Source organism: Micromonospora sp. NBC_01655 (genome assembly GCF_026339755.1).
In the GTDB taxonomy this organism is placed as follows: Bacteria; Actinomycetota; Actinomycetes; order Mycobacteriales; family Micromonosporaceae; genus Micromonospora.
This window is the reverse complement of sequence record NZ_JAPEQF010000001.1, coordinates 1,359,221-1,378,954: the sequence shown is the minus strand read 5'-3', so window position 1 is coordinate 1,378,954 and position 19,734 is coordinate 1,359,221. Positions and strand designations below refer to the sequence as shown.

The following is a 19,734-nucleotide window of genomic DNA, read 5'->3' as shown; positions in this document are numbered from 1 at the left end:
TCTCTCTAACCTCTCAGACCCGGCGACGCTTCGGCGGACGGCACCCGTTGTGCGGCTGCGGGGTCACGTCGGAGATCTGACCGACCTCCAGCCCGACGGCCTGCAGCGAACGGATGGCGGTCTCCCGGCCGGAGCCGGGACCCTTGACGAACACGTCGACCTTGCGCATGCCGTGCTCCATCGCCCGGCGCGCGGCGGCCTCGGCGGCCAGCTGCGCGGCGAACGGGGTCGACTTGCGGGAGCCCTTGAAGCCCACCTGGCCCGCGGAGGCCCAGGAGATGACCGCACCGGTCGGGTCCGTGATGGACACGATGGTGTTGTTGAAGGTGCTCTTGATGTGCGCCTGCCCGTGGGCGACGTTCTTGCGTTCCTTGCGCCGGACCTTCTTGACGGCGGCTCCGGCACGAGCCTTCGGTGGCATAAGTCTGTGCGCTCCTAGTTACTTCTTGCCGGGCTTCTTCTTGCCGGCGACGGTCCGCTTCGGGCCCTTGCGGGTCCGCGCGTTGGTCCGGGTCCGCTGGCCACGCACGGGCAGGCCCCGGCGGTGCCGGATACCCGCGTAGCAGCCGATCTCGACCTTGCGGCGGATGTCAGCGGCGACCTCGCGGCGCAGGTCGCCTTCAACCTTGTAGTTGCCCTCGATGTGGTTGCGGAGCTGGACCAGCTCCTCGTCCGTGAGGTCCCGAGCGCGCTTGTCCGGCGAGATGCCGGTGGCGGCGAGCGTCTCCAGGGCGCGGGTACGACCCACGCCGAAGATGTAGGTGAGCGCGATCTCCATCCGCTTTTCGCGGGGGAGATCCACGCCGGCTAGACGTGCCATGTGCGGGCGTACTCCTTGTGGTGTTCTGCGGAGGTCTGCACCCGCCCCACCCCGCTCCGGTCGGCCCGGCGCCGTGGCGCCGGGAGGATCGACCGCTGCCCGAACGGGCCCCGGCCTCCGACCGGGGGTCAACCACGCAGGGGTACGCGCTACGCGCACCGCTCGCGGCTGGGACGAGCTGATGATGTGTTGGCTGGACCTGCGGCCCGGACCGGTTCGACCGGCCGTGATCAGTAGGTCACGGACGATCGGACTGATTCAGCCCTGGCGCTGCTTGTGACGCGGGTCGCTGCAGATGACCATGACCCGGCCGTGCCGACGGATCACCCGGCACTTGTTGCAGATCCTCTTGACGCTCGGCTTGACCTTCACGGTTGCCTTACTTCCCATCTGGCCCGGAGACGCGACAACGCGCGACGCCGGACGTCGAAGACGGACACGGGGACTACCCGGCCGCCGTCAGGTCGCTTACTTGTAGCGGTAGACGATGCGCCCGCGGGTCAGGTCGTACGGCGAGAGTTCGACGACGACCCGGTCCTCCGGCAGGATGCGGATGTAGTGCTGCCGCATCTTGCCGCTGATGTGAGCCAGCACCTTGTGGCCGTTCGCGAGCTCCACCCGGAACATGGCGTTCGGCAGGGGCTCGATGACCCGACCCTCGATCTCGATGGCTCCGTCTTTTTTCGGCATGTCCTCCGCTGTCCTGACGTCGGTTGCTCCGGACGGCCCACAACGTCTTACACGGGCCCCCGAAACATCGATCGGGTGCCCGAGCCAGCCGCGGCTCCGACTCCCACCGAAGCGCAGGGTGGGCATGCCGGAGTGGACGCTGTGCGCCGATCTGAAAGTGTACGCCCGCCCCCACGTGCCCGCCAAACCGGCCACCCCCACCGTCACCCGACCGAAGGAACTCCGGCGCGACGGCCGACGGAAGGTGATCCCGGTCACGCGCGGTGGCCGGATCGACCCGGCTCCGGCCCGCCGGGTGGGGGCGGTTGTGACGCAACCGACATGCCGCACGACGCGTCGGAGCGCCGGCGGCCGGCCCCAGGACACCGTCACCGGGTCGGGAGGCAGAGCCAGGCGTGCGACGGCGAGGGTCAGGCGCTCGGCGAGGCGACCGGCTGGCGGGAGGTGACCAGGTCGCCGAGGCGCCCCCGGCCCCCGTCGAACGCGGTCAGCACCCACACCCCGTCGGGCAGCAGCGCCATCGAGTGCTCGACGTGCACCGCCATCGAGCCGTCCCGGGTGACCACCGTCCAGCCGTCGGCCAACTCGGCGGTACGCGGCGAGCCCATGGTGATCATCGGCTCGATGGCCAGCGCCAGGCCCGGCACCAGCCGGGGGCCCTTGCCGGGCCGGCCGTGGTTGAGCACGTGCGGGTCCTGGTGCATCTCCGTGCCGATGCCGTGCCCGCCGTACCCGTCGACGATGCCGTACCGGCCGCCCTTGCGCACCGCGGTCTCCACCGCGTGCGAGATGTCGGTCAGCCGGCCCCTGCCGCTGGCCGCCCCCCGTGCCGCCGCGGCGATCCCGGCCCACATCGAGTCCTCGGCCACCGCGGCCATCTTCAGCAGCGCCGGGTCGACCTCCCCCACGCCGACGGTGATCGCCGCGTCGCCGTGCCAGCCGTTCAGCACCGCGCCGCAGTCGATCGAGATCAGGTCGCCCTCCCGGAGCACCTGAGCGGGCGACGGGATGGCATGCACCACCTGCTCGTTGACCGACGAGCAGATCGAGGCGGGAAAGCCGTGGTAGCCCTTGAACGAGGGGACCGCTCCGGCCTCGCGGATCGTCGACTCGGCGATCGCGTCCAGGTCCGCGGTGCTGATCCCGGGGGCGACCGCCTCCCGCATCCGACGCAGCGCCTCGGCGACCACCAGCCCGGCGGCGCGCATCTTCTCAATCTGGTCGGGGGTCTTCAGCTGGATGTCCAGCTGGGGACGACGCATGGAGCCGCTACCTTTCGTCGCGCGGAACAGCGGGGCACGTCGCACGTACCCCGCTGTTCGCACTCTATCCGCCGGAGCCCCGGCAGTCGTCAGCCGCCGTACGAGCGGAGGGCGTCGATGGCCCGGACGGTGACGTCCTCCACCGGGCCGGTGGCGTCGATGCCCACCAGCTTGCCCTGGGCGCCGTAGTAGTCCACCAGCGGCGCGGTCTTCTCGGCGTACTCGCGCAGCCGGGCAGCGATGGTCTCCGGCTTGTCGTCGTCGCGCTGGAACAGCTCCGCGCCACAGCGGTCGCAGATGCCGTCCCGCGTCGTCGCGTCGAACTCGACGTGCCAGATCTTCCCGCAGCCCCGGCAGGTACGCCGGCCGGAGAGCCGCCGGATCACCTCGTCGTCGTCGACGACCAGCTCCAGCACCAGGTCCAGCGCGGTACCGAGGTCGGCGAGCAGCTTGTCCAGCGCGGCGGCCTGCGGCGTGGTCCGCGGAAAGCCGTCGAGCAGGAAGCCCTCACCGGCGTCCGGCTCGGCGAGCCGGTCCCGAACCATGTTGATGGTCACCTCGTCCGGGACCAGCTTGCCGGCATCCATGTACCGCTTGGCCTCGATGCCTAGGGGCGTGCCCTGGGAGACGTTCGCCCGGAAGATGTCACCGGTCGAGATCTTCGGCACCGAGAGGTGAGCGGCGATGAACTCCGCCTGTGTGCCCTTGCCCGCGCCCGGCGGGCCAACCAGAACGAGTCGCATCTACCGCAGGAACCCTTCGTAGTTCCGCTGCATGAGTTGGCTCTCGATCTGCTTCACGGTCTCCAGACCGACGCCGACCATGATGAGCACAGCGGTGCCGCCGAACGGGAAGTTCTGGAACTGCTGGTTGTTCAGCCAGATGAAGAAGAAGTTCGGCAGGACCGCGACGATGCCCAGGTAGAGCGCGCCCGGCAGGGTGATCCGGCTGAGGATGAAGTCGAGGTAGTCGGCGGTCGGCTTGCCGGGGCGGATGCCCGGCACGAAGCCGCCGTACTTCTTCATGTTGTCCGCGACCTCGGTCGGGTTGAACGTGATCGACACGTAGAAGTACGTGAAGAAGATGATCAGCAGGAAGTAGATCACGATGTGCGCCGGGCTCGACGGGTTGACCACGTTGTTCTGGATCCAGGCCTGGGTCTTGCCCGGGTTGTTCTGGTCGAAGAACTGGAGCGCGAGCTGCGGCAGGTAGAGCAGCGACGAGGCGAAGATGACCGGGATGACACCCGCCTGGTTGACCTTCAGCGGGATGTAGGTCGAGGTGCCGCCGTACATTCGCCGGCCGATCATCCGCTTGGCGTACTGCACCGGGATCCGGCGCTGCGCCTGCTCGATGAAGGTGACGGCGGTGATGACCACCAGGACCAGCGCGAGCACCAGGAAGAACTTGCCCCAGCCCTGCTGGGTCTTGATCTTCCAGCCCTCGCTGGGGAGGCGGGCCGCGATCGAGGTGAAGATCAGCACCGACATGCCGTTGCCGACGCCCCGGTCGGTGATCAGCTCGCCGAGCCACATCACCATGCCGGTGCCGGCGGTCATCGTCATGACCAGGATGGTCAGCGTCAGCCAGTCCGGGATGCCGGTGCCCTCGGGGACGATCGGGAACTGGTCGCAGCGGTTCTGGAAGAGCTGCCCGGAGCGGGCCAGCGCCACGAACGCCGACGACTGGAGGATGCCCAGGCCGAGGGTGAGGTAGCGGGTGTACTGGGTGATCTTCGCCTGGCCGGCCTGGCCCTCCTTGCGGAGCTGCTCCAACCGCGGGATGACCACGGTGAGCAGCTGCAGGATGATCGACGCGGTGATGTAGGGCATGATGCCCAGCGCGAAGACCGAGAGCTGGAGCAGCGCCCCGCCGGAGAAGAGGTCGAGCAGGTTCAGCACACCTGTCGAGCTGCCCTGGAGGGTGTCGAGGCACTTCTGGACGTTGCCGTACGAGACACCCGGGCTGGGCAGCGTCGCGCCGAGCCGGTAGACCGCGATGATGCCTACCGTGAACAGCAGCTTCTTGCGCAGGTCAGGCGTACGGAACGCACTGAGAAAGGCGGACAGCAACTTCTTCCTCCTGCGCGAGGCGGGCCGCCGGTGGTGGTCCCTGGCGGGTCGGGGTGGGTGCCGGGCGAGCGCCCGATATCCATAGCTGGGATGGGACTCTAACAGCCCGATCCCGGTCCGGGCAGGTGTGCCCGGCTACATAAACCGAATCCGATATTACCCGGTGCACACGTTCGGGGTAGACCGTGGCGCCCGCCCAGTCATGGACAACTGAGCGGGCGCCACGGGTTCTGCCCTACAGCTCGGTGACGGAGCCACCGGCGGCGGTGATCTTCTCCTTGGCCGACGCGCTGAACGCGTGCGCCGACACCTGGAGAGACACGCCGCTCAGGTCGCCGGTGCCGAGGACCTTGACCGGCTGGCCCTTGCGGACCGCGCCGGCCTCGACCAGCTCCAGCGGGCCGACCTGGCCGCCGTTCGGGAACAGCTCGGCGAGCCTGTCCAGGTTGACCACCTGGAAGACCACCTTGAACTTGTTCTTGAAGCCCTTCATCTTCGGCAGTCGCATGTGGATGGGCATCTGCCCACCCTCGAACGCCGCCGAGATGTTCTTGCGGGCCTTGGAGCCCTTCGTACCGCGACCGGCGGTCTTGCCCTTGGAGCCCTCACCGCGACCCACGCGGGTCTTCGCGGTCTTGGCACCGGGCGCCGGGCGCAGGTGGTGGACCTTGATCGTCATTACTCGACCTCCTCGACCTTCACGAGGTGGTTGACCGTGAAGATCATGCCACGGATCTCCGGCCGGTCCTCCTTGACCACCACGTCGTTGATCCGCTTGAGACCGAGCGAGCGCAGCGAGTCACGCTGGTTCTGCTTGGTCCCGATCCCGGACCGGACCTGGGTGACCTTCAGGCGAGCCATCAGGACGCCACCCCCGCCCGCGACGCCAGCATGGCGGCCGGCGCGACGTCCTCGACCGGCAGGCCACGACGGGTCGCGACGGCCTCCGGGGACTCCAGCCCCTTCAGCGCCGCCACCGTGGCGTGCACGATGTTGATCGGGTTCGACGACCCGAGGCTCTTGGAGAGCACGTCGTGGATGCCGGCGCACTCCAGCACGGCACGCACCGGGCCACCGGCGATGACGCCCGTACCGGCGGAGGCCGGCTTGAGCAGCACCACGCCGGCCGCGGCCTCACCCGTGATCGGGTGCGGGATCGACTGGCCGATCCGCGGCACCTTGAAGAAGTGCTTCTTGGCCTCCTCGACGCCCTTGGCGATCGCCGCGGGCACCTCCTTGGCCTTTCCGTAGCCCACGCCGACGGTGCCGTCGCCGTCGCCAACGATCACCAGGGCGGTGAAGCTGAAGCGACGACCACCCTTCACGACCTTGGCGACGCGGTTGATCGCGACGACCCGCTCGAGGTGCGGGGTCTTCTCGACGGGCGCGTTTCCGCGGCCGCCCTCACGGCGGTTGTCGCGGCGACCACCCTCGTTGCCACCGGACCCGCCGCCACGGCGCTGTTGACCTGGCATCAGCAGCCTTCCTTCTCTCTCGTGACGGGGTTTCTAGAACTCGAGCCCGGCTTCGCGGGCGGCGTCGGCAAGCGCGGCGACCCGCCCCGCGTACCGGTTGCCACCGCGGTCGAAGACGACCTTCGAGACGCCGGCGGTCTTGGCCCGCTCGGCGAGCAGGGTGCCGACCTTGCCGGCCAGGGCGCTCTTGTCGCCCTCGGTGCCGCGCAGCGAGGCGTCCAGGGTCGAGGCCGACGCCAGGGTGTGCCCCTTGGTGTCGTCCACGATCTGGGCCACGATGTGCCGCAGCGACCGGGTGACGACCAGACGGGGACGCTCGGCGGTGCCGCTGACGTTCTTGCGGACCCGGAAGTGTCGACGCGCACGGCCGACGGCGCGCTTGGCGGCAACGCCGCGGCGGCGCTTGAGCAGCGTGGCGCTCACTTCTTACCTGCCTTTCCAGCCTTGCGGCGGATGACCTCGCCCTGGTACTTCACACCCTTGCCCTTGTACGGCTCCGGCGGGCGGATCTTCCGGATGTTGGCGGCGACCTCACCGACCAGCTGCTTGTCGATGCCGGCCACGTGGAACAGGGTCGGCTTCTCGACCGTGAAGGTGATGCCGTCCGGCGCGGGGACCAGCACCGGGTGCGAGAACCCGAGCGCGAACTCCAGGTCCTTGCCCTTGGCCGTGACCCGGTAACCGGTGCCGGCGATCTCCAGGCTCTTGCGGTAGCCCTCGGTCACGCCGACGATCATGTTGGCGACCAGCGTACGGCTGAGGCCGTGCAGCTCCTTGGCCTTGCGCTCGTCGTTCGGCCGGTTGACGTTCAGCTGGCCGTCCTCGGCGCGCTCCGCCGTGATGGGCTCGGCGAGCGTGTGCGACAGCTCGCCCTTCGGGCCCTTGACCTTGACGGTCTGGCCGTCGATCGTGATGTCGACGCCGGCGGGCACCGGGATCGACTTACGTCCAATACGCGACATTTCTACCTGTCTCCCGTTACCAGACGAAGGCGAGGACTTCCCCGCCAACGCTCCGCTTGCGGGCCTGCCGGTCGGTGAGCAGCCCCTGGGACGTCGAAATGATCGCCACGCCCAGCCCGCCGAGCACCCGCGGGAGCCCGTCCGACTTGGCGTACACCCGGAGACCGGGCTTGGACACGCGCTTGATGCCGGCCAGGCTCCGCTCGCGGTTCTGGCCGTACTTCAGCTCGACGACCAGTCGCTTGCCGACGGCACCCTCCTCGGGCTCCTCGACCGACCAGGTGGCGATGTAACCCTCGGTCTTCAGGACCTCGGCGATGTTCGCCTTGATCTTGGAGTAGGGCATCGTCACCCGGTCGTGGTACGCCTGGTTGGCGTTACGCAGACGCGTGAGCATGTCTGCGATCGGGTCGGTCATCGTCATGGATTTCGTCAGCCTTTCTCGCCGGGGTTCCCGGGGCGATGAGCCCCGGGCCTACGGCGAAGAGCAATACATGATCGGTGCAAGGGGCCCCGGCCGGCAGCCGGGGCGCGGTCGCCCTTACCAGGAAGCCTTGGACACGCCCGGCAGCTCACCGCGGTGGGCCATCTCCCGGATGCAGACCCGGCAGAGACCGAACTTGCGGTAGACCGCCTTGGGACGCCCGCACCGCTGGCAGCGGGTGTACGCGCGAACCGAGAACTTCGGCTTCGCGGCCGCCTTGATGATCAGCGCCTTCTTGGCCATCTCAGTTCTCCTTGAACGGGAAGCCCAGAAGCTTGAGCAGCGCCCGGCCCTCGTCGTCGGTCGTGGCGGTCGTGACCACCGTGATGTCCATGCCCCGCTGGCGATCGATCTTGTCCTGGTCGATCTCGTGGAACACCGACTGCTCGGTCAGACCGAACGTGTAGTTGCCGTGCCCGTCGAGCTTGCGCCCGTCCAGACCGCGGAAGTCGCGGATACGCGGCAGCGCGATCGACAGCAGGCGGTCCAGGAACTCCCACATCCGGTCGCCGCGGAGGGTGACCTTCGCACCGATCGGCATGCCCTCGCGGAGCTTGAACTGCGCGATGGACTTGGTCGCCCGCCGCACCTGCGGCTTCTGGCCGGTGATGGTGGCCAGGTCCCGCACGGCGCCGTCGATCAGCTTGGCGTCCCGGGCGGCCTCGCCGACACCCATGTTGACGACGATCTTGACCAGCCGCGGCACCTGCATGGGGTTGCCGAAGCTGTGCTGCTCCTGCAGCTTGGCCACGATCTCGTTGCGGTACCGCTCCTTGAGGCGCGGCATGGTCTTGGTTTCGGTAGCCGTGGTCATCACAGGTCCTTACCGGTGCTACGCGCGATGCGGACCTTCTGGCCATTGTCGTCGAAGCGGTACCCGACGCGGGTCGGGTTTCCCTCGGAGTCCAGGACCTGCACGTTGGAGACGTGGATCGGGGCTTCCTGGGTGACGATGCCACCGGTCTTGGCGCCACGCTGGGTGGTGCTGATGCGGGTGTGCTTCTTGACCCGGTTCACGCCCTCGACCAGGACCTTGTCCTGCCGCGGGTAGGACGCGATGACCTTGCCCTTGGCACCCTTGTCCTTGCCGGCGATGACGACGACCGTGTCGCCCTTCTTGACCTTCACGGTCACAACACCTCCGGCGCGAGGGAAATGATCTTCATGAACCGCTTGTCCCGCAGCTCCCGGCCCACCGGGCCGAAGATACGGGTACCGCGCGGGTCCCCGCCGTCCTTGATGATGACGGCGGCGTTCTCGTCGAAGCGGATGTACGAGCCGTCCGGCCGCCGCCGCTCCTTGGCGGTGCGGACGACGACCGCCTTGACGACGTCGCCCTTCTTGACACCGGCACCCGGGATCGCGTCCTTGACGGTGGCCACGATGACGTCGCCGATGCTCGCGTAGCGCCGACCCGAGCCACCGAGAACCCGGATGCACAGGATCTCCCGGGCACCCGTGTTGTCGGCGACGCGCAGTCGCGACTCCTGCTGAATCACGTCTATCTCCTATGTCTGCCGGTTCTCCGGCCGCCTGCCGCGGCCGGAGCCTGGCGGAACCCGCGCCCGACTGAAGCCGGGCGAGATCGAGCCTTCGCTACTTGGCCTTTTCCAGGATCTCCACGATCCGCCAACGCTTGGTGGCGGACAGCGGCCGGGTCTCCATGATCAGGACCCGGTCGCCGATGCCGGCGGCGTTCTGCTCGTCGTGCACCTTCAGCTTGCTGGTCCGGCGCATGATCTTGCCGTACAGCGCGTGCTTGACCCGGTCCTCGACCTCGACGACGACGGTCTTGTCCATCTTGTCGCTGACCACGAGGCCCTCACGCACCTTCCGGCGGGCCCGCGCGTCGGCGGTGGTGGTGTTCTCGCTCATGATGCAGTCACCTCAGTCGGCGCGGCCGAGAGACCCAGCTCGCGCTCACGCATGATCGTGTAGATCCGGGCGATCTCCCGACGGATGACCTGCAACCGCCGGTTGTTGTCCAGCTGCCCGGTCGCGCCCTGCACGCGGAGGTTGAACAGCTCCGCCTTGGCCTCGCGCAGCTTCGTGACCAGCTCCTCCTCGGAGAGCTCACGCAGCTCGGAGGCCTTAACGCCCGCTGCCATCAGGATTCACCCACTTCGCGCGTAACAATGCGGCACTTCATCGGGAGCTTGTGGATCGCGCGACGCATCGCCTCTCGCGCGATCTGCTCGTTGGGGAAGGACATCTCGAAGAGGATCCGCCCCGGCTTGACGTTGGCGACCCACCACTCGGGCGAGCCCTTACCGGAACCCATCCGGGTTTCGGCCGGCTTCTTGGTCAGGGCCTGGTCCGGGAAGATCGAGATCCAGACCTTGCCGCCACGCTTGATGTGGCGGGTCATCGCGATACGCGCCGACTCGATCTGCCGGTTGGTCACGTACGCCGGCTCGAGAGCCTGGATCCCGAACTCGCCGAACACCACGCGGTTGCCACCCTTGGACGCGCCGTGGCGGTCCGGGTGGTGCGGCTTGCGGAAGCCCTTCGGGGGCTTGCGCGGCATCAGCATCTGTCAGCCCTCCTGCTGCGTTTCTGCCGGAGTCGAAGCGGCCGAGGCGACAGCAGCGCTGTCGACCGGCTCGCCGCTCGGCGTCTCAGCCTGCTGCGCGATGGTGGTCGCGGCAGCCCGCCCGGCCTCGGTGCCACCGGCGGTCGTACCGGACGAGCCGGACCGACCACGGCGCGGCCGCTCGGGGCGGTCGCCACGCTCACGGCGCGGGCGCGACGGCGCCTCGGACGGGGTCTCCCGACCCGGCACCGCGTCACCCTTGTAGATCCAGACCTTCACGCCGATGCGGCCGAAGGTGGTACGGGCCTCGAAGAAGCCGTACTCGATGTTGGCCCGCAGCGTGTGCAGCGGAACCCGACCCTCGCGGTAGAACTCGGTCCGGCTCATCTCGGCGCCGCCGAGACGACCCGAGACCTGGACCCGGATGCCCTTGCAGACCGGGTTCTTCATCGCCGACTGCATCGCCTTGCGCATCGCCCGACGGAAGCTGACCCGGCTGGAGAGCTGCTCGGCGACGCCCTGGGCGACCAGCTGCGCGTCCGACTCGGGGTTCTTCACCTCGATGATGTTCAGCTGCACCTGCTTGCCGGTGAGCTTCTCCAGCTCGCCGCGGATCCGGTCGGCCTCCGCACCCTTGCGGCCGATGACGATGCCCGGCCGGGCGGTGTGGATGTCGACGCGGACCCGGTCCCGGGTGCGCTCGATGTCGACCTTGGAGATGCCGGCGCGCTCAAGACCCTTGGACATCATCCGGCGGATCTTGACGTCCTCGCCGATGTAGTCCTTGTAGAGCTTGTCCGCGAACCAGCGGGACTTCCAGTCGGTCGAGATGCCGAGCCGGAACCCAGTGGGGTGAACCTTCTGACCCATTACTCGGCGCCCTCCGTCTTGCTCTCCGGCTCAGCGGCCCCGGCCTGCTTCGCCGGGGTGGCCTTCTTCGCCGCGGACTTCTTCGGCGCGGCCGGCGCGACCGCCTCGACCGCCACGGTGATGTGGCAGGTGCGCTTGCGGATCCGGTACGCCCGGCCCTGCGCCCGCGGCCGGAACCGCTTCATCGTCGGGCCCTCGTCGACGAACGCCTCGCTGACGAGCAGCGCATCGGGGTCCAGCCGCTCGTTGTTCTCCGCGTTCGCAATCGCGCTCGCGAGCACCTTGTACACCTGCTCGCTCGCAGCCTGCGGCGCGAACTGCAGCACCGTGAGCGCCTCCTTCGCGGGCAGGCCGCGGACGAGGTTGACCACCCGGCGCGCCTTCATCGGCGAGATGCGCACGTGCCGCGCAATCGCCCGCGCGCCCGGAAGCACCGGAGCGTCGCCCTTTCCTGGCATCGCTGTAACCCCTTGTTCCTCTATCCGTATGCCCGCGGCGTCAGCGCCGGCGGCTCTTCCGGTCGTCCTTCTCGTGACCCTTGAACGTGCGGGTCAGCGCGAACTCGCCGAGCTTGTGCCCGACCATCGCCTCGGTGACGAACACCGGGACGTGCTTGCGTCCGTCATGCACGGCGATCGTGTGGCCGAGCATCTCGGGGATGATCGTCGAGCGCCGCGACCAGGTCTTGATGACGTTCTTCGAGCCCTTGTCGTTCTGCGTCTCCACCTTCTTGAGCAGGTGGTCGTCGACGAACGGGCCCTTCTTCAGGCTGCGAGGCATGTCTTATCTCCCTCAGCCGCGCTTACGCGTGGCGTAGCGACGGCGGACGATCAGCCGGTCACTCGGCTGGCCCTTGCGACGGGTGCGGCCCTCGGGCTTACCCTGCGGGTTGACCGGGTGACGGCCACCGGAGGTCTTACCCTCACCACCACCGTGCGGGTGGTCGACCGGGTTCATGGCGACACCACGGACGGTCGGGCGCTTGCCCTTCCACCGCATCCGGCCGGCCTTGCCCCAGTTGATGTTCGACTGGTCGGCGTTGCCGATCTCGCCGATGCTGGCGCGGCAGCGCACGTCGACCCGCCGGATCTCACCGGACGGCATGCGGAGGGTGGCGTACACGCCCTCCCGGCCGAGCAGCTGGATGCCGACGCCGGCCGAGCGGGCCAGCTTGGCGCCGCCGCCCGGACGCAGCTCCACGTTGTGGATGGTGGTACCGACCGGGATGTTGCGCAGCGGCAGGTTGTTGCCCGGCTTGATGTCGGCGCCCGGGCCGGACTCGACCGCGTCGCCCTGCTTCAGGTCCTTCGGCGCGATGATGTACCGCTTCTCGCCGTCGGCGTAGTGCAGCAGCGCGATGCGCGCGGTGCGGTTCGGGTCGTACTCGATGTGCGCGACCTTCGCCGGAATGCCGTCCTTGTCGACCCGCTTGAAGTCGATCAGACGGTACTGGCGCTTGTGCCCGCCACCGTGGTGCCGGGTGGTGATCCGGCCGTGGGCGTTGCGCCCACCCTTCTTCGGCAGCGGCGCCAGCAGCGACTTCTCGGGCGTCGACCGGGTGATCTCGGCGAAGTCGGCGACGCTCGAGCCACGCCGGCCCGGCGTCGTCGGCTTGTACTTACGGATAGCCATTGTCTACACCCCTCAGCTGACCGGGCCGCCGAAGGCCTCGATACGGTCACCGTCAGCCAGCTTGACGATCGCCCGCTTGGTGGCCTTGCGCTGACCGAAGCCGGTCTTGGTGCGCTTGCGCTTGCCCTCGCGGTTGAGCGTGTTGACCGTCAGGACGCGGACGTTGAAGATCTGCTGGATAGCGATCTTGATCTCGGTCTTGTTGGCGTCCGGGTGCACCAGGAAGGTGTACCAGTTCCGGTTCAGCTCGCTGTAGCTCTTCTCCGAGACGACCGGCGCGAAGATTACGTCACGCGGATCGGCGATCGTGGTCACTTGTCACCCTCCTCGGTGGCCTCGGCCGGAACACCGAGGAACTCGTCCAGGGCGTCCTTCGTGAAGACCACGTCGTCGGCCACCAGCACGTCGTACGTGTTGAGCTGGCCGGCCTCGATCAGGTGCACCCGCGGCTCGTTGCGCAGCGACACCCAGTTCAGCTCGTCGGTGCTGCTCAGCACGACCAGGACCCGGCGGGCCTCGGTCAGCTTGGCCAGCGTGGCCAGGGCGGCCTTGGTCGACGGCTTCTCGCCCGAGACGAACGCCTCGACGACGTGCACCTGCCCGGCGCGGGCCCGGTCGGAGAGGGCGCCACGCAGGGCGGCGGCCTTCATCTTCTTCGGGGTCCGCTGGCTGTAGTCGCGCGGCACCGGGCCGTGGACCACGCCACCGCCGGCGAACTGCGGCGCGCGGATCGAACCCTGACGGGCCCGACCGGTGCCCTTCTGCTTGTACGGCTTCTTGCCGCCGCCGGCGACCTCGCCGCGGGTCTTGGCCTTGTGCGTGCCCTGACGGGCCGCCGCGAGCTGGGCCACCACGACCTGGTGCATCAGCGAGAGGTTGGCCTGGACGTCGAAGATGTCGCCCGGCAGCTCGACGGAGCCGCTCTTGGCGCCTTCGACGTTGAGGACGTCAACGGTGGTCACTTGGCCACACCGCCCTTCTTCGCCTTGGTCTTGGCCGCGCTGCGGACCAGGACCAGCGCGCCCTTGGGACCGGGGATGGCACCACGGACGAGCAGGAGGTTGTTCTCGGTGTCGACCGCCTGGACGGTCAGGTTCTGGACGGTGTAGCGAACGCCACCCATCCGGCCCGCCATCCGGGTGCCCTTGAAGACGCGACCCGGGGTGGCGCAGGCGCCGATCGAGCCCGGCGAGCGGTGCTTGCGCTCGACACCGTGGCTGGCGCGCAGGCCGTGGAAGCCGTGCCGCTTCATCGGGCCGGCGTAGCCCTTGCCCTTGGTCTTGCCGGTGACGTCGATGCTGACGCCGGCCGGGAACTGCTCGACCGTGACCTCCTGGCCCAGCGAGTAGTCCGCGGCGTCCGCGGTGCGCAGCTCGACGATGTGCCGGCGCGGCGCCACGTCCGCCTTCGCGTAGTGCCCGCTGACCGGCTTCTTCACCTTGCGCGGGTCGATCGTGCCGTAGGCGAGCTGGACCGCGGAGTAACCGTCCTTCTCGGCGCTACGAACCTGGCTGACGACGCACGGGCCGGCCTGAACCACGGTCACCGGGACAACACGGTTGTTGTCCCAGACCTGGGTCATGCCGAGCTTTGCGCCCAGGATCCCCTTGACTTGCCTGTCCATTTGTCCGGTCCCTACAGCTTGATCTCGATGTCGACGCCAGCCGGCAGGTCGAGGCGCATGAGCGAGTCGACCGTCTTCGGGGTCGGGTCGATGATGTCGATCAGCCGCTTGTGCGTACGCATCTCGAAGTGCTCGCGCGAGTCCTTGTACTTGTGCGGCGAGCGGATGACGCAGAAACGGTTGATCTCCGTGGGCAGCGGCACCGGGCCAGCGACCTGCGCCCCGGTACGCGTCACCGTCTCGACGATCTTCCGAGCCGACGAGTCGACGACCTCGTGGTCATAGGCCTTGAGCCGGATGCGGATCTTCTGTCCCGCCATGGTGGCTTCTGTTCCTTCTCTCGATGCCGCTGTGTCGCGGGCACCTGTGCCGGCTGGCACAGGCCCACTTCCGCCGACCCCCGCGGTCGGGCGTGTCGCGCCCTCGGACCAGGCTCCGCCCCGGGACTCCGGAGCTCTGCTGACCGCGCGGTGGGTCATGGCGCCGATCGCGTCACCGCGACCTGGACGCCGTGCGAGGGTGGTTGGCCGCCAGGGACAGGCCAACCACCCTACGCGCGACTGTTCAACGACCCGGAGGTCCAGCGGACGCCGGACGCGGGCGACGAACTGTCGTTACGCAACCTGACTAGTATGCCGCACGCCCGGCGGCAACGCTAATCGGGGTTACCCAGCTCACTTGATGATCTTGGTGACGCGACCAGCGCCGACCGTACGGCCACCCTCCCGGATCGCGAACTTGAGGTTGTCCTCCATCGCGATGGGCTGGATCAGCTTCACGGTCATCGTGGTGTTGTCGCCCGGCATGACCATCTCGGTGCCCTCGGGCAGCGTGACGACGCCGGTGACGTCCGTGGTCCGGAAGTAGAACTGCGGACGGTAGTTCTGGAAGAACGGGGTGTGCCGCCCGCCCTCTTCCTTCGAGAGGATGTAGACGGTCGCCTCGAACTCCGTGTGCGGGGTCGTGGTGCCCGGCTTGATGACGACCATGCCGCGCTCGACGTCCTCGCGCTTGGTGCCACGCAGCAGGAGACCGACGTTCTCACCCGCGCGGGCGTCGTCCAGGGTCTTCCGGAACATCTCGATCGCGGTGACCTTGGTCTTGAAGCCCTTCTCGCGGATGCCGACGACCTCGACGTCCTCGTTCGGGAGCAGCACGCCACGCTCGACACGACCGGTGACGACGGTGCCACGACCGGTGATCGTGAACACGTCCTCGACGGGCATGAGGAACGGCTTCTCGGTCTCGCGCTCCGGCTGCGGGATCGCGGTGTCGACCGCGTTCATCAGCTCGAGCAGCTTCTCGGTCCAGACCGGGTCGCCCTCGAGCGCCCGCAGCGCGGAGACCTGGACGACCGGCAGGTCGTCACCCGGGTACTCCTGCGAGGAGAGCAGCTCGCGGACCTCGAGCTCGACGAGCTCCAGGAGCTCCTCGTCGTCGACCATGTCGCTCTTGTTGAGCGCCACGACGATGTACGGCACACCGACCTGACGGGCCAGCAGCACGTGCTCCCGGGTCTGCGGCATCGGGCCGTCGGTCGCCGCGACCACCAGGATCGCGCCGTCCATCTGCGCGGCACCGGTGATCATGTTCTTGATGTAGTCGGCGTGCCCGGGGCAGTCGACGTGCGCGTAGTGCCGAGACTCGGTCTGGTACTCGACGTGCGCGATCGAGATCGTGATGCCGCGGGCCTTCTCCTCCGGCGCCTTGTCGATCTCGTCGAACGGCGTGTACGGGTTCAGGTCCGGGTACTGGTCGTGCAGGACCTTGGTGATGGCCGCCGTCAGCGTCGTCTTACCGTGGTCGATGTGACCAATGGTGCCGATGTTGACGTGCGGCTTAGTCCGCTCGAACTTCGCCTTCGCCACTGGTGTCCTCCTGTGGACTTCTTGGTTCGTTCGCCCCGGCGCGCCAGGTCGGCGCTTAGGACTCTGTCGACAGCCTTTCCGGCCTCGCGGCCGGAGAGCTTTGGTGGGTTCTGCGGCGATGAAGCCTACAGGCCCGGTCTCACGCAACCCGACCGAGGTGGCCGCGGGCGGGGATACCCTCCCGCGACCGGCCCCGGATCATCCGGTCAGCTCAGGGTGAGCGTCACTCACCCGTCGCCTTGGCGATGATCTCCTTCGCCACGCTCTGCGGCACCTCGGCGTAGGAGTCGAACTGCATGCTGTAGCTAGCCCGGCCCTGCGTCTTCGACCGCAGGTCGCCGACGTAGCCGAACATCTCCGACAACGGCACCAGAGCCTTCACGATGCGGGCGCCGCTGCGCTCCTCCATCTCCTGGATAATGCCGCGGCGGGAGTTGAGGTCGCCGATGACGTCACCCATGTTCTCCTCGGGAGTGGTGACCTCAACGGCCATCATCGGCTCGAGCAGCGCGGGGTCGGCCTTGCGGGCCGCCTCCTTCATCACCATCGAGCCGGCGACCTTGAACGCCATTTCCGACGAGTCCACCTCGTGGTACTGACCGTCCAGCAGCGTCAGCTTGACGCCCACCAGCGGGAAGCCGGCCAGAATGCCGTACTGCATGGCGTCCTGGGCGCCGGCGTCCACCGACGGGATGAACTCCCGGGGGATGCGGCCACCGGTGACGGCGTTGGCGAACTCGTAGGTCGGCGAGTCGTTGTCCAGCGGCAGCGGCTCCAGGCTGACGATCACCCGGGCGTACTGGCCGGAACCACCGGTCTGCTTCTTGTGGGTGTACTCGATCTTCTCCACCTTGCGGCGGATGGTCTCGCGGTACGCCACCTGCGGCTTGCCGATGTTCGCCTCGACGTTGAACTCGCGGCGCATCCGGTCGACCAGGATGTCCAGGTGCAGCTCGCCCATGCCGGAGATGACCGTCTGGCCGGTCTCCTCGTCCAGCTTGACGCGGAAGGTCGGGTCCTCCTCGGCCAGCCGCTGGATGGCGGTGCTGAGCTTCTCCTGGTCGGCCTTGGTCTTCGGCTCGATGGCGACCTCGATGACCGGCTCCGGGAAGGTCATCGACTCCAGGATGACCGGGTTCGCCGGGTCGCACAGCGTGTCGCCGGTGGTGGTCTGCTTCAGACCCTGCACCGCGATGATGTCGCCAGCCTGGGCCGAGCCGCGCTCTTCCCGCTTGTTGGCGTGCATCTGGTAGATCTTGCCGATCCGCTCCTTGCGGTCCTTGGTGGAGTTGACCACCTGGGTACCGGTCTCGACCACGCCGGAGTAGACCCGGACGTAGGTGAGCTTGCCGAGGTGCTTGTCGGTCTGGATCTTGAAGGCCAGGCCGGAGAACGGCTCCGACTTCGACGGCTTGCGCTGCAGCGGCGTCTCGCCGTCGGTGGCCGTGCCCTCGATCGCCGGGATGTCCAGCGGCGACGGCAGGAAGTCCACGACCGCGTCGAGCATGGGCTGGATGCCCTTGTTCTTGAAGGCGGTACCGGTGAGCACCGGGTTGGCCTTGCCGCCGATGGTGGCGCGCCGGATGGCGGCCTTGATCTCCTCGACGGAGATCTCCTCGCCCTCCAGGTACTTCTCCATCACCGCGTCGTCGACGTCGGCCAGGGTCTCCATCAGCTTCTCGCGCCACTCCGCGGCGGAGTCGGCGAGGTCGGCCGGGATCTCCTCGATCGCGTAGTCCTCACCCTTCTGGGTCTCCCCGCGCCAGGTGAGGGCGCGCATGCCGATCAGGTCGACGACGCCGATGAAGTCGGCCTCGGCACCGATCGGAATCTGGAGCACCAGCGGGGTGGCGTTGAGCCGGTCGATCATCATCTGCACGCAGCGGAAGAAGTCGGCGCCGGTCCGGTCGAGCTTGTTGACGAAGCACATCCGCGGGACGTCGTACTTGTCGGCCTGGCGCCAGACGTTCTCCGTCTGCGGCTCCACACCGGCCACACCGTCGTAGACCGCGACCGCACCGTCCAGCACCCGCAGCGACCGCTCGACCTCGACCGTGAAGTCGACGTGACCAGGCGTGTCGATGATCTGGATCGTGTGGCCCTTCCACTCACACTTGGTGGCAGCGGAGGTGATGGTGATACCACGCTCCTGCTCCTGCTCCATCCAGTCCATGACGGCAGCGCCCTCGTGGACCTCACCGATCTTGTACGTGATACCGGTGTAGAAGAGGATCCGCTCGGTGGTGGTGGTCTTACCGGCATCGATGTGCGCCATGATGCCGATGTTGCGTACGTTGGCGAGCGCGTCTGCGGCGGCCACTTCAATCCCTACTTATCGTCGTCTCGACACAACTGGTGGCGGTTCCGGCGCCTCGCGGCGCCGGAACCAGGGTGTTACCAGCGGTAGTGCGCGAAGGCCTTGTTCGACTCGGCCATCTTGTGCGTGTCCTCGCGCCGCTTCACGGCGGCACCCAGACCGTTGCTCGCGTCCAGCAGCTCGTTCATCAGCCGCTCGACCATGGTCTTCTCACGCCGGGCCTTGGAGTACGTCACCAGCCAGCGCAGTCCGAGGGTGGTCGCGCGAGCCGGACGAACCTCGACCGGCACCTGGTAGGTGGCGCCACCGACGCGGCGGCTGCGCACCTCGAGGGTCGGCTTGACGTTGTCCATCGCCCGCTTGAGGGTGACGACCGGGTCGGTGCCGGACTTCTCGCGGCAGCCCTCCAGGGCGGCGTACACGATGCGCTCGGCGAGCTGGCGCTTGCCGCGCAGCAGGATCTTGTTCACCAGCTGGGTGACCAACGGCGAGTTGTACACCGGGTCAGCGACCAGCGGCTTCCGCGGAGCGGGTCCCTTACGCGGCATCTCAGCTCTTCTCCCTCTTCGCGCCGTAACGGCTGCGCGCCTGCTTACGGTTGCGGACACCCTGGGTGTCCAGCGAACCGCGAACGATCTTGTAACGGACGCCGGGGAGGTCCTTCACCCGGCCGCCGCGAACAAGCACGATCGAGTGCTCCTGCAGGTTGTGACCCACGCCCGGGATGTAGGCGGTCACCTCGATCTGGCTGCTGAGCTTGACACGAGCGACCTTGCGGAGCGCCGAGTTCGGCTTCTTGGGGGTGGTGGTGTACACGCGGGTGCACACACCGCGCCGCTGAGGGGAACCCTTCAGCGCCGGGGTCTTGGTCTTGGTCGTCTTGGCCTGGCGGCCCTTTCGGACCAGCTGCTGAATCGTGGGCACCGGGTTTCTCCGCTCCCTTCGGCCGCCATCCGGCGGCCGCGCCGTCTACTCGTAACCAGCCCTGATGGGAAGGCTCTCCTACATTCCGGCCGAGGCCACCTTGCGATGGTCCCGACACCCGCGGTCGGGCGTGTCGCCCAGCTCACGGTCCCGGCACCGCCGCTCGCGCGCGCACCGGATTTCTGTCGCCGGCACGCGATG

The 19,734-nt window shown here is 68.1% G+C and carries 32 protein-coding genes; all 32 read right to left on the bottom strand.

Annotated elements, in window-relative coordinates; genetic code table 11:
* Nucleotides 1–13: 13 nt before the first annotated feature.
* Nucleotides 14–421 carry a 30S ribosomal protein S11 gene (rpsK, locus tag OOK41_RS06615; RefSeq protein WP_007073011.1) on the bottom strand — a complete coding sequence of 136 codons (408 nt, stop codon included), beginning with the start codon at nucleotides 419–421 and terminating at the stop codon, nucleotides 14–16.
* 18 nt (nucleotides 422–439) lie between these two features.
* Nucleotides 440–820, bottom strand: coding sequence for a 30S ribosomal protein S13 (gene rpsM, locus OOK41_RS06610; protein WP_117665114.1), 381 nt, complete (start codon nucleotides 818–820; stop codon nucleotides 440–442).
* A 258-nt stretch (nucleotides 821–1,078) separates the two neighbouring features.
* Nucleotides 1,079–1,192, bottom strand: coding sequence for a 50S ribosomal protein L36 (gene rpmJ, locus OOK41_RS06605; RefSeq protein WP_043965539.1), 114 nt, complete (start codon nucleotides 1,190–1,192; stop codon nucleotides 1,079–1,081).
* 96 nt (nucleotides 1,193–1,288) lie between these two features.
* The gene (gene infA, locus OOK41_RS06600) at nucleotides 1,289–1,510 is read right to left on the bottom strand and encodes a translation initiation factor IF-1 (protein WP_007073013.1); all 222 of its coding nucleotides are present in this window, start codon (nucleotides 1,508–1,510) and stop codon (nucleotides 1,289–1,291) included.
* 410 nt (nucleotides 1,511–1,920) lie between these two features.
* Nucleotides 1,921–2,772 (bottom strand): type I methionyl aminopeptidase, encoded by an 852-nt coding sequence (gene map, locus OOK41_RS06595; protein ID WP_117665112.1) that lies wholly within the window; start codon nucleotides 2,770–2,772, stop codon nucleotides 1,921–1,923.
* 89 nt (nucleotides 2,773–2,861) lie between these two features.
* Complete coding sequence (locus OOK41_RS06590) at nucleotides 2,862–3,515, bottom strand: adenylate kinase (protein ID WP_117665111.1); 654 nt, start codon at nucleotides 3,513–3,515, stop codon at nucleotides 2,862–2,864.
* On the bottom strand, nucleotides 3,516–4,844 hold the full coding sequence (gene secY / locus OOK41_RS06585) for a preprotein translocase subunit SecY (RefSeq protein WP_117665110.1): 1,329 nt from the start codon (nucleotides 4,842–4,844) through the stop codon (nucleotides 3,516–3,518).
* Nucleotides 4,845–5,079: 235 nt separating this feature from the next.
* Nucleotides 5,080–5,523, bottom strand: coding sequence for a 50S ribosomal protein L15 (gene rplO, locus OOK41_RS06580; protein ID WP_117665109.1), 444 nt, complete (start codon nucleotides 5,521–5,523; stop codon nucleotides 5,080–5,082).
* Nucleotides 5,523–5,705 carry a 50S ribosomal protein L30 gene (gene rpmD, locus OOK41_RS06575; protein ID WP_074314584.1) on the bottom strand — a complete coding sequence of 61 codons (183 nt, stop codon included), beginning with the start codon at nucleotides 5,703–5,705 and terminating at the stop codon, nucleotides 5,523–5,525. Before rpmD ends, rplO begins: the two co-directional genes overlap by 1 nt.
* Nucleotides 5,705–6,319 (bottom strand): 30S ribosomal protein S5, encoded by a 615-nt coding sequence (gene rpsE, locus OOK41_RS06570; protein WP_117665108.1) that lies wholly within the window; start codon nucleotides 6,317–6,319, stop codon nucleotides 5,705–5,707. Before rpsE ends, rpmD begins: the two co-directional genes overlap by 1 nt.
* A gap of 33 nt (nucleotides 6,320–6,352) precedes the next feature.
* Nucleotides 6,353–6,742, bottom strand: coding sequence for a 50S ribosomal protein L18 (rplR, locus tag OOK41_RS06565; RefSeq protein WP_117665107.1), 390 nt, complete (start codon nucleotides 6,740–6,742; stop codon nucleotides 6,353–6,355).
* Nucleotides 6,739–7,281, bottom strand: coding sequence for a 50S ribosomal protein L6 (gene rplF / locus OOK41_RS06560; RefSeq protein WP_117665106.1), 543 nt, complete (start codon nucleotides 7,279–7,281; stop codon nucleotides 6,739–6,741). Before rplF ends, rplR begins: the two co-directional genes overlap by 4 nt.
* Nucleotides 7,282–7,297: 16 nt before the next feature.
* Nucleotides 7,298–7,705 (bottom strand): 30S ribosomal protein S8, encoded by a 408-nt coding sequence (gene rpsH, locus OOK41_RS06555; protein WP_007073022.1) that lies wholly within the window; start codon nucleotides 7,703–7,705, stop codon nucleotides 7,298–7,300.
* A 117-nt stretch (nucleotides 7,706–7,822) separates the two neighbouring features.
* The gene (locus tag OOK41_RS06550; protein ID WP_007465272.1) at nucleotides 7,823–8,008 is read right to left on the bottom strand and encodes a type Z 30S ribosomal protein S14; all 186 of its coding nucleotides are present in this window, start codon (nucleotides 8,006–8,008) and stop codon (nucleotides 7,823–7,825) included.
* 1 nt (nucleotide 8,009) lies between these two features.
* Nucleotides 8,010–8,579 carry a 50S ribosomal protein L5 gene (rplE, locus tag OOK41_RS06545; protein WP_117665105.1) on the bottom strand — a complete coding sequence of 190 codons (570 nt, stop codon included), beginning with the start codon at nucleotides 8,577–8,579 and terminating at the stop codon, nucleotides 8,010–8,012.
* On the bottom strand, nucleotides 8,579–8,899 hold the full coding sequence (gene rplX / locus OOK41_RS06540) for a 50S ribosomal protein L24 (RefSeq protein WP_207892590.1): 321 nt from the start codon (nucleotides 8,897–8,899) through the stop codon (nucleotides 8,579–8,581). Before rplX ends, rplE begins: the two co-directional genes overlap by 1 nt.
* A complete protein-coding gene (gene rplN / locus OOK41_RS06535) occupies nucleotides 8,896–9,264 on the bottom strand; it encodes a 50S ribosomal protein L14 (protein ID WP_007465279.1) in 369 nt (122 codons plus the stop codon). Before rplN ends, rplX begins: the two co-directional genes overlap by 4 nt.
* Nucleotides 9,265–9,361: 97 nt before the next feature.
* Nucleotides 9,362–9,640, bottom strand: a complete 279-nt coding sequence (rpsQ, locus tag OOK41_RS06530) for a 30S ribosomal protein S17 (RefSeq protein WP_117665104.1) — start codon at nucleotides 9,638–9,640, stop codon at nucleotides 9,362–9,364.
* A complete protein-coding gene (gene rpmC / locus OOK41_RS06525; protein WP_117665103.1) occupies nucleotides 9,637–9,873 on the bottom strand; it encodes a 50S ribosomal protein L29 in 237 nt (78 codons plus the stop codon). Before rpmC ends, rpsQ begins: the two co-directional genes overlap by 4 nt.
* Complete coding sequence (rplP, locus tag OOK41_RS06520) at nucleotides 9,873–10,298, bottom strand: 50S ribosomal protein L16 (protein ID WP_043965519.1); 426 nt, start codon at nucleotides 10,296–10,298, stop codon at nucleotides 9,873–9,875. The genes rpmC and rplP overlap by 1 nt, the downstream gene beginning before the upstream one ends.
* Nucleotides 10,299–10,301: 3 nt before the next feature.
* The gene (rpsC, locus tag OOK41_RS06515) at nucleotides 10,302–11,168 is read right to left on the bottom strand and encodes a 30S ribosomal protein S3 (RefSeq protein ID WP_117665102.1); all 867 of its coding nucleotides are present in this window, start codon (nucleotides 11,166–11,168) and stop codon (nucleotides 10,302–10,304) included.
* Nucleotides 11,168–11,626, bottom strand: coding sequence for a 50S ribosomal protein L22 (rplV, locus tag OOK41_RS06510; protein WP_117665101.1), 459 nt, complete (start codon nucleotides 11,624–11,626; stop codon nucleotides 11,168–11,170). Before rplV ends, rpsC begins: the two co-directional genes overlap by 1 nt.
* A gap of 40 nt (nucleotides 11,627–11,666) precedes the next feature.
* Nucleotides 11,667–11,948, bottom strand: coding sequence for a 30S ribosomal protein S19 (gene rpsS / locus OOK41_RS06505; protein ID WP_007073032.1), 282 nt, complete (start codon nucleotides 11,946–11,948; stop codon nucleotides 11,667–11,669).
* A gap of 12 nt (nucleotides 11,949–11,960) precedes the next feature.
* A complete protein-coding gene (rplB, locus tag OOK41_RS06500; RefSeq protein ID WP_117665100.1) occupies nucleotides 11,961–12,800 on the bottom strand; it encodes a 50S ribosomal protein L2 in 840 nt (279 codons plus the stop codon).
* Nucleotides 12,801–12,812: 12 nt separating this feature from the next.
* Nucleotides 12,813–13,115: a 50S ribosomal protein L23 gene (gene rplW / locus OOK41_RS06495; protein WP_117665099.1), complete on the bottom strand. Its 303-nt coding sequence runs from the start codon at nucleotides 13,113–13,115 to the stop codon at nucleotides 12,813–12,815.
* Nucleotides 13,112–13,762, bottom strand: a complete 651-nt coding sequence (gene rplD / locus OOK41_RS06490) for a 50S ribosomal protein L4 (protein ID WP_117665098.1) — start codon at nucleotides 13,760–13,762, stop codon at nucleotides 13,112–13,114. The genes rplW and rplD overlap by 4 nt, the downstream gene beginning before the upstream one ends.
* A complete protein-coding gene (rplC, locus tag OOK41_RS06485) occupies nucleotides 13,759–14,424 on the bottom strand; it encodes a 50S ribosomal protein L3 (RefSeq protein ID WP_117665097.1) in 666 nt (221 codons plus the stop codon). The genes rplD and rplC overlap by 4 nt, the downstream gene beginning before the upstream one ends.
* 11 nt (nucleotides 14,425–14,435) lie before the next feature.
* Complete coding sequence (rpsJ, locus tag OOK41_RS06480) at nucleotides 14,436–14,744, bottom strand: 30S ribosomal protein S10 (protein ID WP_007073037.1); 309 nt, start codon at nucleotides 14,742–14,744, stop codon at nucleotides 14,436–14,438.
* A gap of 354 nt (nucleotides 14,745–15,098) precedes the next feature.
* Complete coding sequence (tuf, locus tag OOK41_RS06475; RefSeq protein ID WP_266263309.1) at nucleotides 15,099–16,292, bottom strand: elongation factor Tu; 1,194 nt, start codon at nucleotides 16,290–16,292, stop codon at nucleotides 15,099–15,101.
* 223 nt (nucleotides 16,293–16,515) lie between these two features.
* Nucleotides 16,516–18,612 carry an elongation factor G gene (gene fusA, locus OOK41_RS06470; protein ID WP_117665095.1) on the bottom strand — a complete coding sequence of 699 codons (2,097 nt, stop codon included), beginning with the start codon at nucleotides 18,610–18,612 and terminating at the stop codon, nucleotides 16,516–16,518.
* A gap of 74 nt (nucleotides 18,613–18,686) precedes the next feature.
* The gene (rpsG, locus tag OOK41_RS06465; protein WP_091079418.1) at nucleotides 18,687–19,157 is read right to left on the bottom strand and encodes a 30S ribosomal protein S7; all 471 of its coding nucleotides are present in this window, start codon (nucleotides 19,155–19,157) and stop codon (nucleotides 18,687–18,689) included.
* Between the two features lies 1 nt (nucleotide 19,158).
* On the bottom strand, nucleotides 19,159–19,533 hold the full coding sequence (gene rpsL, locus OOK41_RS06460) for a 30S ribosomal protein S12 (RefSeq protein ID WP_117665094.1): 375 nt from the start codon (nucleotides 19,531–19,533) through the stop codon (nucleotides 19,159–19,161).
* Nucleotides 19,534–19,734 lie beyond the last annotated feature (201 nt).